Annotated in this window: 11 protein-coding genes; 1 reads left to right on the top strand and 10 read right to left on the bottom strand. The window is 71.8% G+C overall.

What is annotated here, in order from left to right; translation table 11 throughout:
• Window positions 1-36: 36 nt before the first annotated feature.
• The 6 genes from FYX01_RS05225 to FYX01_RS05200 form a co-directional block, all read right to left on the bottom strand.
• Window positions 37-1,689, bottom strand: coding sequence for an FAD-dependent oxidoreductase (locus tag FYX01_RS05225; RefSeq protein ID WP_150238104.1), 1,653 nt, complete (start codon window positions 1,687-1,689; stop codon window positions 37-39).
• A complete protein-coding gene (locus FYX01_RS05220; protein WP_150238102.1) occupies window positions 1,686-2,255 on the bottom strand; it encodes a DUF5987 family protein in 570 nt (189 codons plus the stop codon). The genes FYX01_RS05225 and FYX01_RS05220 overlap by 4 nt, the downstream gene beginning before the upstream one ends.
• A 62-nt stretch (window positions 2,256-2,317) precedes the next feature.
• On the bottom strand, window positions 2,318-3,661 hold the full coding sequence (locus FYX01_RS05215) for a cytochrome P450 (RefSeq protein ID WP_223830317.1): 1,344 nt from the start codon (window positions 3,659-3,661) through the stop codon (window positions 2,318-2,320).
• Entirely contained in the window at window positions 3,658-4,605 is a 948-nt protein-coding gene (locus FYX01_RS05210; RefSeq protein WP_394350434.1) for a DUF1702 family protein, read from the bottom strand. Before FYX01_RS05210 ends, FYX01_RS05215 begins: the two co-directional genes overlap by 4 nt.
• Before the next feature lie 144 nt (window positions 4,606-4,749).
• Entirely contained in the window at window positions 4,750-5,736 is a 987-nt protein-coding gene (locus FYX01_RS05205) for a DUF1702 family protein (protein ID WP_150238098.1), read from the bottom strand.
• A gap of 2 nt (window positions 5,737-5,738) precedes the next feature.
• Complete coding sequence (locus FYX01_RS05200) at window positions 5,739-6,527, bottom strand: helix-turn-helix transcriptional regulator (RefSeq protein WP_223830316.1); 789 nt, start codon at window positions 6,525-6,527, stop codon at window positions 5,739-5,741.
• Window positions 6,528-7,321: 794 nt separating this feature from the next.
• On the opposite strand from FYX01_RS05200, the gene FYX01_RS05195 reads away from it, so the two are divergent.
• Window positions 7,322-7,993 carry a TetR/AcrR family transcriptional regulator gene (locus FYX01_RS05195; RefSeq protein ID WP_150238096.1) on the top strand — a complete coding sequence of 224 codons (672 nt, stop codon included), beginning with the start codon at window positions 7,322-7,324 and terminating at the stop codon, window positions 7,991-7,993.
• Window positions 7,994-8,340: 347 nt separating this feature from the next.
• Here FYX01_RS05195 and FYX01_RS05190 read toward each other — a convergent pair whose 3' ends face one another.
• The 4 genes from FYX01_RS05190 to FYX01_RS05175 are packed head-to-tail and all read right to left on the bottom strand — an operon-like array spanning window position 8,341 to window position 16,772.
• Complete coding sequence (locus FYX01_RS05190; protein WP_150238094.1) at window positions 8,341-9,960, bottom strand: acyl-CoA carboxylase subunit beta; 1,620 nt, start codon at window positions 9,958-9,960, stop codon at window positions 8,341-8,343.
• Window positions 9,957-10,478 carry a flavin reductase family protein gene (locus FYX01_RS05185; RefSeq protein WP_150238093.1) on the bottom strand — a complete coding sequence of 174 codons (522 nt, stop codon included), beginning with the start codon at window positions 10,476-10,478 and terminating at the stop codon, window positions 9,957-9,959. The genes FYX01_RS05190 and FYX01_RS05185 overlap by 4 nt, the downstream gene beginning before the upstream one ends.
• A gap of 1 nt (window position 10,479) precedes the next feature.
• A complete protein-coding gene (locus FYX01_RS05180) occupies window positions 10,480-10,953 on the bottom strand; it encodes an acyl-CoA thioesterase (RefSeq protein ID WP_150238092.1) in 474 nt (157 codons plus the stop codon).
• A complete protein-coding gene (locus FYX01_RS05175) occupies window positions 10,953-16,772 on the bottom strand; it encodes a type I polyketide synthase (protein ID WP_150238090.1) in 5,820 nt (1,939 codons plus the stop codon). Before FYX01_RS05175 ends, FYX01_RS05180 begins: the two co-directional genes overlap by 1 nt.
• Between the last annotated feature and the right edge of the window lie 7 nt (window positions 16,773-16,779).

Raw genomic sequence — 16,779 nt, 5'->3', positions numbered from 1 at the left:
CACTGGGGCGCCTCCCGTTTGAGAACCGGCCACTGATCAGGAGGACCGCTGGCCGCTCGGGTCCAGAACGCCCCCGCGCCCCGACGTGGCGCCGTCGGGGGCGGGAGCGCCGTATGTGACGTCGACACCCCGTGCGCGGGCGGCGTCGACGATGCCCGGCACGGCGCGTTCGGCGAGGGCCGCGATGGTCATCGCGGGGTTGACGGTGAGGGCGCCGGGGACCGACGACCCATCGGTGACGAAGACGCCCGGATGGCCCCGGAGCTCGTGGCGGTCGTCCAGGGCGGAGGTGTGCGGGTCGTCCCCGATACGGCACGAGGCCAGGGGGTGAACCGTGTAGGCACCGACCAGGTCGTTGGTCCAGGGGGCGACGTCGGCGATCCCGTCCTTGCCCAGGATCTCCTTGACCTCGGCGTCCGAGCGCTCCCAGCCGCGGAGGGTGTTCATCGTGGGCCGGTAGGTGAGCGGTCCCCTTCCGAGCATCTGCTGGGACAGGCGGACGGCGTTGCCCGTGGGCGGGAGCGGGCCGAAGACCCCCTCGTTGTCGTCCTCGCTCATGGTGAAGACGATCAGCCACGACTTCCAGCGCTTCAGCATCTCCTTCTTGTCCGCGCCGAACCACGACGGCGCGGGCGCTCCGGGGACCTGGGCGAGGATGGTGCCGAGGGCCGGCGGGAAGTAGAGCTGCTCCAGCGAGTACCGGGAGTACTCCGGGAGCGATCCGTCCAGCTTGTCCCAGTTGGCGACGCAGGGTCCCTTGCCGATCTGGAAGGCCTCGTAGGCGCGCTCCTCGTCGCGGGACAGGCCGAGGACGTCGCGGACCCGGTCCTCGTTGACGACCGCGGTGTTGAGGCGTTCGCCGTTGCCGGAGAAATAGCGCCCCACCGCGTGCGGCATGGTCCCCAGGTCGCTCTCGGACCGCTTGAGGATCACGGGCGTGGCTCCGGCCCCGGCGGCCAGCACGACGATCCTGGCCTCGATCACGCCCGAGTCCGTGGTGACGCGGTAGTCGTCCTCGTCGATGACGTCGTAGTGGACCCGGTATCCGCCGTCGTCCGTGCGCTCCAGCCTCTGCACCTCGTGCAGGGGCCTGATCCGCGCCCCGTGGGAGACCGCGGCGGGAAGGTAGTTGAACATCAGGGACTTCTTGGCCTCGAACCGGCAGCCCGCCATCATCCAGTTGCAGTTGACGCAGGCGTCCTTGTCGATGGCGACGGGCACCGGGTTCGCCGTCCGCCCGGAGTGGTCGCAGGCCGCGCCCCAGAGCCCGCCCGCGTAGCTGACGTCGGACCAGTCCTGGGTACGCACCCCCATCGCCTCGGCCACCCGGTCGTACCAGGGGTCCAGTGCCTCCCGTGTGATGGCGGACGGCCACATGCGCCGTCCGATCGAGCCCTTGCGCTCGAAGACGAACCGGGGAGCGCGGGGAAGCGCGGCGAAGTACACCATGCTCCCCCCTCCCACGCAGTTGCCGCCGAGCACGCTCATGCCGTCGCCCACGGTGAAGTCGAAGGCCCTGGTGTAGGAGGAGCCGAGGAGGAAGTCGTGCTGGAGCTCCTCGGTCTCCAGCCAGGGTCCCCGTTCGAGGACGGTGACGCGGGCGCCTCCGGCCGCGAGGTGGTAGGCGGTGATGGCGCCGCCGAAGCCGCTGCCGACGATGAGCACGTCGGTCTTCTCCGTGGTGTTCACGCGGGGCTCCCCGAGGAGGTCGTGTCCGGGTGGAGGCGGGCCAGCGGCCTGCCGTAGGAGTAGTCCTTGAAACGCAGGAGGCCGTCGGGGTCGGGGGCGGCGAACCCCATCGCCCGGAGCCCCGGGTGCCCTGCGGCGATGGCCGCGGGGGTGCTGGTGTGGGCGGCGCTGTCGTAGGCCATGTTGCAGAAGAGCGCGAGCATCACCCAGAACTCCTTCTCGGGGTGGCCCGGTGAGGTCAGCGCCCTGACCAGCGCGGTGCGGTCCTCGAAGGACAGCTGGACGAAGGGCGGGAGCCCTCCATCCAGGGCGGTGCCGTGCTGGTCGGCGTACCGTGCGGCGTGCCCGTTGAGGAGTTCGGTGAACTCGGCCAGCCCGGAGGCCAGCCCCGTCGCGGGGGTCCTCAGCAGTTCGAGCGCCCCCGCCTCGACCGCCCCGGCGTCGTGTGAGCGGCCCGCGACGGCGGTGTCCTCCGGCGTGCGCTTGACGCCCGGGAGGACGGTGTCGGCGAACGCCTCCAGTGTTCGTGTCTCAGTGCTCCCCGCGTCGGGAGTGCCCCTCGGCATGGTCGTCTCCTGTCTTCTGGGGGGTGTTCGTGGGGGGAGGCGTGTGTCGCCGCCCCGGCGTCCTAGGCGGGACGGACGTTCATCGGAAGTCCGCCGCGCACGCGCAGCGAGAGCATGGGTTCGGGCACGACCCTGTGGTCCGGCGGAAGGCTCAGTCGCAGTTCGCGCGACACGGCGGCGAGCACGAAGACGGACTCCATCATGCCGAGGTTGCTCCCCACGCAGACCCTCGGTCCGGCGCCGAAGGGGATGTAGGCGTAGCGGTGCCGGTCGTCGCGTCGGTCCGGGCCGAAGCGGTCGGGGTCGAAGCGGTCGGGGTCCTCCCAGGAGTCGGGGCGCCGGTGCAGGGTGTAGGGGCAGATCAGGACGTCGGATCCGGCCGGGACGCGGTAGCCCCCGACCTCGTCGTCGGCCAGCGCCTTGCGCGGCAGGATCCACACCGGCGGGTACAGGCGCATGGTCTCCTGGACGACCATCGTGGTGAAGGTCAGCTCGTGCAGGTCCTCGTAGGTCGGCGACCTGTCCCCGAGGACGCGCACCGCCTCCTCCCTGAGCCGCTCCGCCGTGCCGGGATTGCGGTCCACCAGGTAGAAGGCCCAGCTCAGGGTACTGGCCGTGGTTTCGTGCCCGGCCAGCAGGAGCGTGACCAACTCGTCGCGCACGCGCCGGGCGCGGACCCCGGGCTCCTCCGAGGCGGCCTCGGCCAGCACCCGGGAGAGGGCGTCGTCCCCCTCGCCTCCGGGAACGCGGTCCCGCACGAGGCGGCCGACGATGCTCTGGAGCTCCCTGCGCGCACGTCGGAACCTCGTCTGCGTGGGGAACGGCAGCCATACCGGCAGCGCGTTCATCGTGACCATGTCGAACATGGCCTGGTCCTGTACGGCCTCGAAGGAGGCGCCGATGGAGTCGAAGGCGTGGAGGTCCGACTCCAGGAGGGTGCGCCCCAGGACGCCCAGGGTCAGACCGGTCGCCTCCTCCGCCAGGTCCACGGGCCCGTGGCCCACGCGCGTCCTCAGCCGGTCCACGAGTGCGGCGGCCTCCTTGGCCACCGAGTCCGCCTGGCCGGCGATCCGCTGGTGCTGGAACACCGGGCGCATCGTCCGGCGCTGGGTGCGCCACAGATCGCCCTCGCTCGTCAGCAGCCCGTCGCCCAGGGCCCGCTTGGCGTGGGCCTGACCGATGCCCTTGTGGTAGTTGCCGCTGTTCTCGGCCAGCACGTGCTTGGCGTGGTCGGGGTGGTTGAAGAAGTACAGGGTCTTGGGTCCGGCGGCCATGCGGACCGCGTCGCCGTACCGCTCGGCCGCGGTGGACATCATCGCGAGCCTGTCGGTGAGGAGGTCACGCAGCATGCCGGGAGCCGCGGAGACCGGTGTGCGCGGCGGATGCCGCATGTCCCCCGCGGTCACGGCGTGCCCCCGTCCCTCTGCGCGAACTCGGCGGCGAGGGAGGCCCGCCACACCTCGTACCGGGGACGCGCGGGGTCGGGTTCGGGTCCTGAGGCGTCGGGGCGCAGGTCCCTGGAGAACCTGGCCGCCTTCTCCGCGTCCATGCCGCAGAGCACCCGGGCCCCGGTCTCCGTGTGCGGAGCCAGGAGATCAGCGCGGATCCTGGCCTCGGCGGCGAAGGCGCTGCCCTGGGCGAGGTGGTGCCGGTGGTCCCCGGCGTGCCCGCGGAGCCGGTGGAGTTCCTCCTCGTCGGCCCCGCCCGCGTAGGTGGCGGCCAGGCCCACCCCGGCGTAGAGGTCGGGCCTGCGGTCCTCGGGGAAGGACTCCACCAGGGCCGCGACCCGGTCCGCGTCCGTCCCGGCCACGAACCACAGGGCCCGTCCGATCCCCTGGTCGGCGGCACGGAGGGCGTAGGGGCCGTCCCCGGTCCGTCTCGCCGCGCGTTCGTCACGCTCCCTCCGGTGGACGTACCTGTCCGTGTGGAAGTACGCCTGGTGGAAGCCGTAGCCGTCGTGCACGAGCCAGCGCAGGAGGGGGTCGAGACGGCGGGTGTCGGGCCACAGGGGCCGCGGCAGGCGGGCCATGGCCCACCCGATACCGATGTAGGCCATGTAGACGTGCGGGTCCCCCGGTCCCCTCAGGAAGGAGTCGGTCCGGTGGCTCCCGGGGAGGAGGCCGTCCAGGAGCGCGAAGCCCATGGCCGCCCCCTCGTAGGCGAATCCCCGGAAACGCTCGGGCAGCGCTCCGAGCCGCTGTCCGGTGGCGGACGGGGAACCCGTCTCGACCGCGTCACCGAGGCCCGTGAGGAAGGACTCCCCCACGGTTTCCAGGATCCGCCGCGCCTCCGGTCCCTTGTCATGGAATCCACGGGTCTCCAGTTTCGTCTCGGACGCCTTCGGTGTCATCACGCGGCGCCTCAGCGCCCCTATCGCAGTGGCCAACTGGTCCTCGCTCCCGCCGTACGCGGTGGATTCTGTGTCATTTCCATACTTCTCGGGGACCGGGCGAGGAATCTACTCAGGAATTGCCGCGCGGCGGCCGTTCGGCTGTCAGAGCACTCCAGGAGAAACGGCTCGCACGCCCGCACGCCACACCTCGTAGTCCGGGTCCGCTCCGCCGCCCGGCTCGACGCGGTTGTCGTCGGCGATCCGCGCGGCGCCGAGGGCGTCCAGGCCCGTGAGGGCCCGCACCGCCTCCTCCGTGTACTCGGGCACGTAGTCCGAGAACACGCGCGCCTTGGCCGCGAAGACGGCTCCTTGGAAGACGTGCGCTCCGTCGTCTCCCGCGGCCTCCACCAGCCCGCGGAGGTCGCCGGGTTCCGCTCCGCCCGCGAATACGGCTGCGAGTCCGACTCCGCTCCAGAGGTCGGCCCTCCGCCGCCGGGCGAACCGCCCGACGGCGGAGGCGACCGCACCGCAGCGGGCGCCGTGGACGAACCACAGGGCCCGCCCCACTCCCTGGTCGAAGGCCCGGGGGAAGTACTCGGGGGCTCCCGCCCACGGGTAGGGCCTCGGGAGCCGCTGCTCCCCGATCCAGCGCGGTGAGTCGAAGTAGGCCAGGTCGAACCCGTAGCCGTCGACGGCCAGCCAGCTCATGGTGGGGTGGTAGGGATTCCCCGTCAGGTCGGGCAGGATCCTCTTCCACAGCGGCCGGGGCAGGCGGGCCATGGCGAATCCGATGCCTATGTAGGAGAGGAAGGTGTGGGGGAGCGCGGGTCCGAGCATGAGCTCGCGGGTCCGGTCGGACCGGCCGAGGGGGAGTACGTCCCGGATGGTGTGGGCCATGGTCACGCCCTCGCAGGCGAATCCACGCAGGTCCGGGGCGACCGTGTCGAGCCTGTGTTCGACCTCGCGCGAGTCGCGCGTCCCCATGCCCCACTCGAAACCGCAGACGACCGCTTCGGGGATCCTCTCCAGGTGACGGGCCGAGGGGGAGTCGCGGCCGGGGAGGCCGAGGTGGTCGAAGCCGACGTGTGCCAGCGGGGGCGACAGCAGCAGTCGGCCGAGAGCGCCGACGGGATGGGGTCGGGCGCCCATCTTCAGGCCACGGTCTGGCGGATGCATGCGGACCGCGAGAACCTGCTCTCCACCGACACGGCGGGTTCGGCCAGGGTGACGGCGATGGGCGCGTCGGTCTCCTGGACCTCGCTGAGGGACAGGTGGACGTAGGTCCGCAGGCCCCGTGCGATGGTCACCGGATGTCGGGACGAGCCGATGAACATGTGTCCCGAGCGGGTGCGGTCGCCGGTGGGGACCGCCAGGGCGATGACCACGTGCGGCCCCGTGGGGACGTCGGCGATCGTGAACTCGGCCCTTCCCTTGGCGGACAGGACCTCGTAGGCCACGGGGGCGCCCTGGGGGATCGCGTCGGGGAACACGGCGACGAGGACGTCGGACTCCCCCGCCTCGTCGGGGAGGTCGACCGCCCCGCTGATGGAGTGGGACGGGCCCTGCGGACGCGGTTGCAGGCGTCTGGCCCGCCGCATCTCCTCCAGGGGAGGCAGGCACGAGTACTCGTGGGAGGCGACGACGAGCAGCTCCGCCACCTTCGGGTCCCTGTACTGGGTGGGGGACATGCCCACCGCGCGCGTGAACCTGCTCGTGAAGGTGCCCACGCTGTTGTACCCCACGCTGCACACGATGTCGGAGACGGTGAGGGCGGTGGTGAGCAACAGTCGCTTGGCGGCGAACAGGCGCACTGACGTCAGGTACTTGCCGGGTGTGACGCCCATGGCGCGGGAGAAGACGCGGGAGAAGTGGTAGGGGCTGACGAAGACCTCCGCGGCGATCTCATTGAGTGTGAGTGGGTCGCAGTACCGTTTGTGCATGGAGGCGACAGCTTGACGAACGGATTTATCCATCTTCTCCACCAAAATCTCCTCAGAACAGAAGGACCTATCCCCTGGGATGATTATTCAAAGAGAGCACGGAAAGTGGAACTAGAAAATTGCACGCCAAATAGGCTTCGCACCGCCCAGAAATTCGGAAAAATAACCGATAAATCTTTGGAGCATACCCTCGAAAGGTAAGTCATAACCTCCGCATCGAATCGAGGCGCATGACCTTCGTCAACTCACTCAGTCAGCCTCGCAATCAGAGAGGGGGCACGGCGCTCCCACGACTCTCTTCCCCATTTCGCGTGAACCCACACCGACCCCTCCTCGCTTCGACGCTCCTCATCGTGTCACCCGAAGACACGGCACACATCTTCCATGTTGCGCCTTAGGCAGACAAAAAGGACAGGAAAAACCAGCATTTGATTACAAGAGCCGACACACTGTGTTCCCAGATAACTACAGTCCGCATGTATGAAGATCCCACCTTTCCCCCACGGACCGCCGGCTACCAGGAAACTACTCTTCGCACAACTGTGGTTTGGAATTCAACTTGCACGCCACGTGAAACCCGCCCCCCGCCCCGCGGCAAACAATGAGTGACATTCCGCCGGTTGGTGATTACTTTACGCATCGGTGTCGTCGCTCGTGTTCACATCGTGGACAAAAGAGCAGACTGTGCCGCGTCTTCCGTGAGATTGGGACCGAAACAAGGTTCGGAAGCGAACCGAAACAAAACCGCTGACCACGAGTAGCCTCCGTGCCCCGACGTGTACAGACTCACAGGCATGAGTCCTCGAAAGGCAGACCCAAATGCACGTGCCCACCTCATCGACACCGCCGCACGGCTTCTGTCCAGCGATGGCCCTCCGGCCCTGTCCACACGCAGGATCGCCCAGGAGGCGGGGAGCTCCACGATGGCCGTGTACACCTACTTCGACGGCATCGGCGGACTGGTGCACGCGATGGTCCACGAGGGGTTCGCGCGGTTGGAGGAGCACTTCACCCGGGTCGGGGCCACCGAGGACCCCGTCGCCGACCTGGCCCTGCTCGGCCGCGCGTTCCGCCACAACGCCTCGCGGAACGCGCATCTGTACGCGGTCATGTTCGGCGGCTGCTCCCTGGCCGGCTTCACCCTGTCCGAGGACGACCGGCAGCACGGTCGCTACACGCTCCGCAACGTGACCGCGTGCGTGGCCCGCTGCGTCGGGTCCGAACGCTTCCGTCCGGCCGACCCGGAGCTGGTCGCCCACCGGCTGTGGAGCGCGGTGCACGGGCTCACCACACTCGAACTCGGCTCCTACCTCGTCTCCCCCTACGACGCCGACCGGTGCTTCGAGGACCAGCTCGTGTCGCTGATGGTCGGGTGCGGAGACGCCCCGGACTCCGCCCGGCTGTCCGTGGCCGCGTCCTTGGAGCGCCTGCCGTCCCTGTGCGCCCTCGAAGCGCACGATGCGTGAGCGTCCGCCACCGACCACGCGGTGGGCCGGGGCCAGGCGTCCGGCGGGCGTGCACGCCCGGTCCGGCGGCCGCGGGCTCGCAAGGCACCGGGGCCACCTCCCGCACACGTAGGCACCGCCGTCCAGGCTCTGCCTGGTCGGAGGGCCGCGGCGACGTGCGTGCGAGGCCCAGGCTTTCGCGCCCCCACCCACCCTCTGGAGCGGTGACCGCAAGGGTCCGCCGGCCCGGCCCCGCGCGCCGTGGTCTTGTACTCATAGCGAGGTTGGACGCTCCAACCTCGCTATGAGTACAAGATCGATCAGGGTGAGACACCGAGTTCACACAGGCAACGCTTCCGGACAGCCCACTAGAGCGGCACGTTCCCGTGCTTGCGCCGGGGAGGCTCCCTCCTCTTGTCCCGCAGGAGCGCGAGCCCGCGCGCCACCGCCGAGCGCGTGTCCGCCGGGTCGATCACGTCGTCGACGAACCCCTCCTCCGGGGCCCGGTACGGGTGCATCAGGCGCTCCCTGTAGTCCGCGATGAGCTCCGCCCGCCGCGCCTCCGGGTCGGCCGCGGCCCGCAGTTCCCTGCGGTGGACCACGTTCACCGCGCCCTCCGCGCCCATCACCGCGATCTCGTTGCTGGGCCAGACCAGTGACAGGTCCGTGCCTATGGAACGGGAGTCCATCACGATGTAGGCGCCCCCGTACGCCTTGCGCAGGATCACCTGGACGCGCGGAACCGTCGCCTCGCAGTAGGCGTAGAGCAGCTTCGCCCCGTGCCGGATCACCCCCGCGTGCTCCTGGCCGGTCCCCGGGAGGAAGCCGGGGACGTCCACCAGGGTCACGATGGGGATGTTGAACGCGTCGCAGAAGCGGACGAAGCGCGCCGCCTTCTGCGAGGCGTCGCTGTCCAGGACGCCGGCCAGGACCATCGGCTGGTTGCCGACGACGCCGACCACGGCACCGTCCACGCGGGTGAGGGCGCACAGGACGTTGGGCGCCCACCCCTCGTGCACCTCCAGGAAGTCGCCGTCGTCCGCCAGCTCGGCGACGACCTCGCGCATGTCGTAGGGCTTGTTCGGCTCCGCGGGGACGATCTCGGCCAGGCGGGGGCGCGTGTCCGCGTCCGCCCCGGCCGGTGGCGCCTCGGGAGGGCGGGCCAGGTTGTTCTCGGGCAGGAGCGAGACGAGGTGGCGCACGTCCTCCAAGCACTCCTCCTCGTCGTCGCGGACGAAGGCGGCCACACCGGTGCGCCCGCCGTGCACGTCCGCGCCTCCGAGCTCCTCGTGCCCCACCCGTTCACCGCTCACCGCGGCGATCACGTCGGGGCCGGTCAGGTACATCCTGGCCGCGCCGCGGACCATGAACGTGAAGTCCGCGAGAGCGGGCGAGTAGGCGGCGCCGCCCGCGCACGGTCCGAGGATCACGCTGATCTGGGGGATCACCCCGGACGCGGCCACCTGGCGGCGGAAGATCCCCCCGTAGCCGTCCAGGGCCGCCACGCCCTCCTGGATACGGGCCCCGCCGCTGTCGTTGAGGCCGATGACCGGCGCCCCGCCGTCCAACGCCAGGTCCATGACCCGGTGGATCTTCCTGGCGTGCTCGGCGCCGAGGGACCCGCCGAGGATGGTGAAGTCCTGGGCGTAGACGAACACGCGCCTGCCGTCGATCGTGCCGGAGCCGGTGACCACGCCGTCGGTGTGCGGGCGCCGCCCCTCGGTGGCGGGGCCCTCGTCCCTGCGGCGGCGGAACATGCCGAACTCGACGAAGGAGCCCTCGTCGAGGAGCAGGGCCAGCCGCTCCCGCGCCGTGCGCTTGCCCAGGCCGTGCTGGCGTTCTATCCCGGTGGGGTCCCCCGCCTCGGTCAGGCCCCGCAGGGTGTCCCGCTCGCGTCGCAGTGACGCCATGGTGCGGGCCCGCGGGGCCTGTGGCCGTGCCGTGCGGGGCACGGCCACAGGGCGCAGATCCGCCTCGGAGGCGCTCATCCCGCGCTCACCGTCCCGTCCGGACGGGCGGCGGTCACGGAACCGTCGGCGAGCCCCCGGAAGGAGCCCCCGTGGAACAGCAGCGCGGTGCGCTCGGTCCCCGGAGCCGCGTCCAGCACCCGTCCGACGAAGATCGAGTGGTCGCCGGCCACGTGCTCCTCCGTCACCTCGCACTCCAGCCAGGCCAGCGCGTCGGAGATCAGGGGCGCTCCCGTCCGGGGCCCGGGCAGCCAGTCCACCGGCGCGAACTGCTCACGCCCGCACGGCCGGGAGCGGTCGGCGAAGTAGCGCGCGGCCCCCTCCTGTTCCGCGCACAGGACCGACACCGCGAAGTGCCCCTCGGCCGCGACCGCCTTGTGCAGCCGGGCCGTTCCCGAGACGCAGCACAGCACCAGGGGCGGGTCCAGCGACACCGAGCAGAAGGCGTTGGCCGTCATGCCGTGGGGGTTGGCACCGCCGACCGTGATCACCGTGACCCCGGTCGCGAACGTGGACATCACCTGTCGCAGGGACTCCATGTCAACCACCCGCCGTTCGTACCGGGGCGCGGCCGCCCGCGGCCGTCCCGTCCACGGTGTACGCCGCGAGTACCTCGCGCAGCTCCTCGGGGACGCGGGTGGGCACCGTGGCCGTGTTGGGACCGCGCATGCAGGCGATGCGCTGCCTGCCGCGCGCCACGAGCGTCTCCGCCTCGCCGTCCAGGAGCACGTAGTCGAAGGAGAACTGCACCTGGGTCTGGGTCAGCTCCTCCAGGCGCATCCGTACGGAGAGTTCGTCGAAGGCCGTGATCTCGGCGAAGAACTCGCAGTCCACCTTGAGCGTGAACAGCTTCAGGTCCCCGCGCACGTCCTCCAGGACGCCGGGGGCCCGCTCCTTGAGGAACATCTCCCGGCAGCGCCCCTGCCAGCGCAGGTAGTTGACGTAGTAGACGTTGCCCACCAGGTTCGTCTCCTCGAAACCGACGGTGTGGCGGAGCTCGTAGTAGTCGGACATCACCTCTCCTCTCCGGACAGGACGGCGAACACCACCGGGTCGGGGTTCGCGTTCAGCGTGGTCGTCCAGGTGGCGACGCGGGCGTCCCCCGACGAGAGGACCACCCACCCGTGGGGGCGCACCTCCTCCAGGGTCAGGGAGCGGCCGGTGCCCCCCGACTTGCGCAGGCACTCCAGGGCGCTCCACAGGCGCGTCGCCGCGACGTGCGCGGACTCCCCCGCCTGCTCGGCGACCAGGTCGCGCACGGACAGGAGCCCGTGGCCGAGCAGGCCGCTCCACTCCTCCTGCGGGCGTTCGGCCACGGTCTCCACGTCGCAGGCGATCCGTTCCGCGCCCGCGACCGCCAGCGTCACCCCCGCCCCGTGCGAGGCCGACACCGCCGACTCCTCCGCCTCCGGGCGCCCGTCCGGACGGTGGCGCACCCGGACGGGCCGGTTCAGGGCCCGGCTGACCGCGAGTTCGGTCCTCGCCCTCCGCTCCTCGGTGTCCCCGGCGGGGCCGGAGGACGGGTCGGGATCGACGACCACGGCCCTGGAACCGCCCAGCACCTGCTCCAGTTCACGCTCCAGGTGCGGCCCCAGCAGCGCGGGCACCCACGGGCCGGCGCCGCCGCTCCGGCGCACCGCCCTGAGCCGCAGGCCCTCCCAGCGCTCCACCAGCGCCCCGGAGGAGTCCCGCACATCGACGTCGTAGACGTAGGAGTCCCCGTCCTGCGAGCGCTCGCGCGCGTCGAGCAGCACGCAGTCGGCCTCCTGGTCCTCGGGACGGGCCAGGACGATCCGGTCGACTCCCTCCGGCAGCAGGGTCCCGTCCGGGACGCAGGCCTGGAGGACGTGCATGGCGGCGTCGCGCACTCCCGGATCCGCCAGGACCCTCTCCTGGGGCAGGAAGACCCCGAACCAGTCCCCCGGAGCGACGGTGGACAGCTCCGCGACCACGTGGCGCGCGCTCACCCTTCGGTAGGACAGCAGCCGCTGGAACCGCTTGCCCTGGAAGAGGACGCTCCCGTACAGCTCGTCGGGATCGATCGGCACCCGGGGCAGCGACAGGACCGTGTCCGCCGTCGGGGGGCGCTCCTCCTCGGGACCGGTGCTCCGCCAGCTCAGGACGGCGCGGAAGTGGTCCGCGTCGTAGCCCGTCTCCTCGCTGCGGACGACGACCTCCACCGTCTCGCCGTCGCGCACCAGCGCGGCGACGCGGATGGTGGTCGTGTCTCCGGGACGGACGGCCACCGGGCGCAGGAAGCGCCCCCGTTCCAGCACGGGAGGACCGCTGTGCCCGCTCACGGCCGCCGCGACCTGGGCCATCGCCTCCATGCCGACCACCGCGGGGAAGAGCATGTCGCCGTCCAGCAGGTGGTCGTCCAGGTAGGGGTCGTCGGTCGACGACAGCACGGTCTCGGTGACCAGCTCGACCCCGGGGTAGTGCACGAGGACCCGGTCGACGAAACGGCCCAGGGGGAGTTCGCGCTCCTCCGTCGCGAGCGTCGGCATGCCGCCGGTACGGCCGCTGACGACCAGCACCGGGCCCGCGGAGGGATCACGGAGGACCTGGTGCAGGACCGCTATCCCCTCCTCGGCGGAGACGGGCGTGATGCCGTCGCGCATCAGCGCCTCCACCACGCCGAGCCTCTCCCCCATACCGGCGCCGGACCACACCGACCACTCCAGGGCCAGGACGCGTGTGTCCGGGTGCTCCCGCCCGTACTCGACCGTCATCTCGGTGAGCCAGTCGTTGGCGGTGGAGTAGTGCGCCTCACCGCGCAGCCCGGCCCGGCCGATGATGCTGCCGAAGGTGACCAGCAGGCGCAGCCGCGCGGGGTCGAGCGCGCCGAGGACGGCCTCCAGGCCGTCGGTCTTGGGCGCGAGCGTGCGCCGGAAGACCGGCTCGGTCAGCGTTCCCACAGCGGCCGGCTCGTTGCGGCCGGCTCCGTGCAGCACCGCGGTGACGGCTCCCAGCCGCTCCTGGAGGGCGCTCACCGCGCGCCGGACCTCCTCGGGGCGGGTCACGTCGGCCCGCTCGTAGCGGTAGCGGACCCCGGACGCCGACATCCTCTCCAGGTTCGCGGCCAGCTCGGCGTCCTCCTCCTCGGACGCGCGGCCGACGAGGGCGAGCCCGGCACCGTACTCCGTGGCCAGGGACAGGGCGCACTCGGCGGTGATGCCCTTTCCGCCGCCGGTGACCAGGAGCACGTCGTCCGGCCCGAGGGGGGCCTCACCGCCGTCCGGCCGTCCGGGGAGCGTGGCCCGCAGCACGGGGACCGTGCGGCGTCCCTCCGCGTCGTAGCGCACCTCCGCGAACCCGGATGTGGCCGCGACCTCGGCGGCCACCCGGCGCACGGCCTCCTCCCGCGCCTCACCGGGAGCCGGCTCCGGGTCGTGCAGGGTGATCAGGGTGGTGGTCACACCGGGCAGCTCCTGGTGCAGCGTCCTGGCGACCCCCGAGGCACCGCGCCCGCCCTGGACCACGACGAACCGTCCCTCCGGTCCGGCGGCCAGCGCGGCGCGTGCCGCGTCCAGGAACGTCCCCACGAGGTGTGCCCCGCCGTCGGCGGGGAGGCAGAGGAGGACGCCACCGCCGTGGTCGGAGAGCGCCTCGCGCAGCGGCTCGGCCAGGGGGTGTCCGGGCGAGGCGTACACGCTCCACCCGTCCCGGTCCCGGTCGGCGGTCTCGGCGGGCCCCGGCCGAGGAGGCGGGGCCTCGACGTAGGCGGCCTCGAAGGCGCGCACCCACGGAGCCACCCCCGGTGCCTCCCCCGCGGCGTCCCCGCCGTCCGCGGTCCGCGCCAGCGCGTCGATGGTCTCGGCCAGTTCCCCCAGGCTGGAGGTCGCGTACCCCGACGTCGCCCCCATCGGGGGCAGGCCCAGGCGCCGGGTGACCTCGTTGACGATCTGGCCGACCGTGATGGAGCTCAGGTGGAGGTCGTCCAGCGGCCGTGTGTCCGGCCCCACCATGGACACGGGGAGTTCGACGCGTTCGGCGGAGAGCGCGCGCAGGAGCTCCAACGTGTCGGCGGCCTCCTCCCGGCCGCCGCCCGCCCCGTCCTCGGGGACAGCGGGCGCGGGGGCCCTGCCGTCGGTGCGCCCCACCTCCACGCTGGGGGCGGTCTCACAGGGACTGGCCAGGAACTCGAACTCGTCCGGCAGGTCCCGGACGAGCCGCCCGGTGAAGAGCGCCCGTACGTCCACGGGCGCGCCGAGGGCGTAGACGGCGGCGACCGCCCCGAGGAAGGAGGCCAGTGAGGTGGAGTCCGTGTCCACGGCCACGGCCGGGACGTCCGGAACGGCGGTGGCCGCGAGTCCGGTGAGCACGCGCCCCGGACCCACTTCGACGAAGAGGTCCGCGCCCTCCGCCGCACGGACGACGGCCTCGTGGAAACGCACCGGGAGCACGATCTGCTCGCTCAGGAGTGAACGCGTATCGGTGTCGGCGCCGAGGGGCGCCCCGGTCACCGTGGAGACCACACCGGCCGACAGCGGCGCGAACCGGGTCCCGTCGAGCCGTCGGCCGAACTCCTCGGTGGCGGGGGCGACCAACGGGGAGTGGAAGGCGTGCGAGACGTTCACGCGCGTGGCGGCGATCCCGTCGGCGCGCGCCCTCCGGCAGACCCTCTCCACGGCCTCGGCCGCACCGGAGACGACGGTCTGCTCGGGCCCGTTGTACCCGGCGACGACCAGTTCGGCCTCGTCCGCGACCAGCGCCTCCACCCGCTCGGGAGAGGCCGCCAGACCGGCCATGGCACCGTCGTCCCCGCCCGTCGCGGCCATCGCTCGGCCCCGGGCGGCGGCGAGGTCGAGGATCTCGGCGGCGTCGGCCGCACCCGCCCAGTGCAGGGCGGTCAACTCGCCGAGGCTGTGGCCGACGGCCCCGTCCGCCCGCACGCCGATGTCGTCCAGCACGGCCAGGGCCGCCAGGGAACCGGCCACGATGCGCGGCTGGGCGATCTCGGTGGCCGCCTGGTCCCCGTCCGCCCGCAGCCGGGCGGAGGCCACGACCTCGTCGGCCCGGCCGAACCGGCGGCGGAGCGCACCGGGTCCGCCGTTCCCCGAGCCCTGTCCGGGGAAGAGGTAGCGGATGCTGGGCGGGGTGGATCGGTGCGCGAGGAAGATCCCCCGCGCCGGGGAGACGACCTCCCGCTCACCCGAGTCGATCCGTTCGACCAGCGCGCGTACCGCGTCCGCGGCGGCCTCGGGCGAGGAGGCGACGACGGCGGCGCGCGCGGGGCCTCCACCGGTCCGCTCGGCGAGTGTGTGCGCCAGGTCGGTGAGCTCGGCGTAGGAGAGGCGGGGCAGGACCTCCGAGAGCTCCTCCAGCCGCTGGCGCACGTCGGCGGTGTCACCGCCCTCCACGACCAGCAGTTCGGCGCCCTGGCGACCGGACACCAGCTCGCGGGTGCGGGCTGTGATCCCGGCTCCCTCACGGTCGGCCGCCGCCTCCACCGTGATGTGGGTGTTGACCCCGCCGAACCCCATGGCCGAGACCCCGGCACGCACGGGGCGGTCCTGGGGCCACGGCAGCGCGCGGTCCGGCACGTACAGCGCCGCCGACTCCTCCTCCAGCAGCGGGTGCGGGTCGTGGTGCCCGGTGCCGGGCGGGATGACCCGGTGGTACACGGTGAGGATCGCCTTGATCAGTCCGGCGACACCCGCCGCGGCCTTGGTGTGGCCGAAGTTGGCCTTCACCGAGCCGAGGGCCGCCGGAGGGGCGGAGGGGTCGGCGGCGGTCCTGGCGCCGGAGAGCGCCGCGAGCTCGGTCGCGTCGCCCAGCGCGGTGCCGGTGCCGTGGCCCTCGAAGTAGCCGACCGTCTCGATCCCGTACCCGGCCCGCGCGTAGGCCCGCTCCAGCGCGAGCCGGTGCCCGCTCTCCTCGGGCCGGGTGATCCCGCCCCTGCCGTCGGAGGAGACCGCCCAGCCCGTGATCACGGCGTAGACGCGCTTGCCCTGGGCGATCGCGTCCTCCTCCCGCATGAGAACGAGCGCCCCGGAGCCCTCCCCCGGCCAGAAACCGTTGGAGTCCTTGTCGTAGACCTTCATCTCGCCGGTGGCCAGGGCCCCGGTCTTGGCGAAGCCGATCACCTCGAAGGGGTCGATGGACAGGTCGACCCCGCCGGCGAGCGCGGCGTCGAGGTCCCCCTCGGCCAGGGCGGTCGCGGCCGTGGCGACCGACAGCAGGGAGGACGAGCAGGCGCCGTCGACCGTGTAGCCGCCGCCGCCCAGGTCGAAGTGGTTGCAGACCCGGCCCGCGATGGTGTTGGACAGGCCCCCGGCGAGGGTGTCCTCGTCGATGCGTGGAAAGGGTGCCTTGTAGGACTCCTCCAGGTCGGACAGGAAGGCGTCGGCCTCCTCCTCCCCCCAACCGTGGTCGAGCAGGGCCGAGGCGACCGTCCTGCGCACGTAGGGCCAGCGCAGCCGCATCGTGTTGGCCCGGGAGAACTCACCCGTGAGGCTGTTTCCGATGACCACTCCGGTGGACCGCCGCGGCAGCCCATCCCCCTCGGGGAAACCAGCGTCCTCCAAGGCCCGGGCCATCGTGTCGAGAGCGAGCCAGTGCGTCATATCCGTCGAACGGAAAGAACTCCCGGACACCCGGTAGCGCGCCCTGTCGAACGAGAACCCGCGCAGCACCGCAGCCTTGTCCGAGTAGAAGCGGTCCTCCGCGGAAGGGTCCTGGGACCAGTAGTCGTCCAGGTTCATGCGCTCGCTGGGAAGACGGCGGAAGGCCCTCCTGCCAGCGAGTACGTTATCCCAAAGATCCAGGGGGGAGTCTGCGTCCGGATAACGCAGAGCGATTCCCACGACAGCAATTCTGGTGTTTTCCATACCCCAC

The sequence above is a fragment of the Nocardiopsis quinghaiensis genome (assembly GCF_008638365.1).
GTDB lineage: Bacteria > Actinomycetota > Actinomycetes > Streptosporangiales > Streptosporangiaceae > Nocardiopsis > Nocardiopsis quinghaiensis.
The sequence above is the reverse complement of the archived record's forward strand: the minus strand, read 5'-3'. Positions and strand labels throughout refer to the sequence as shown.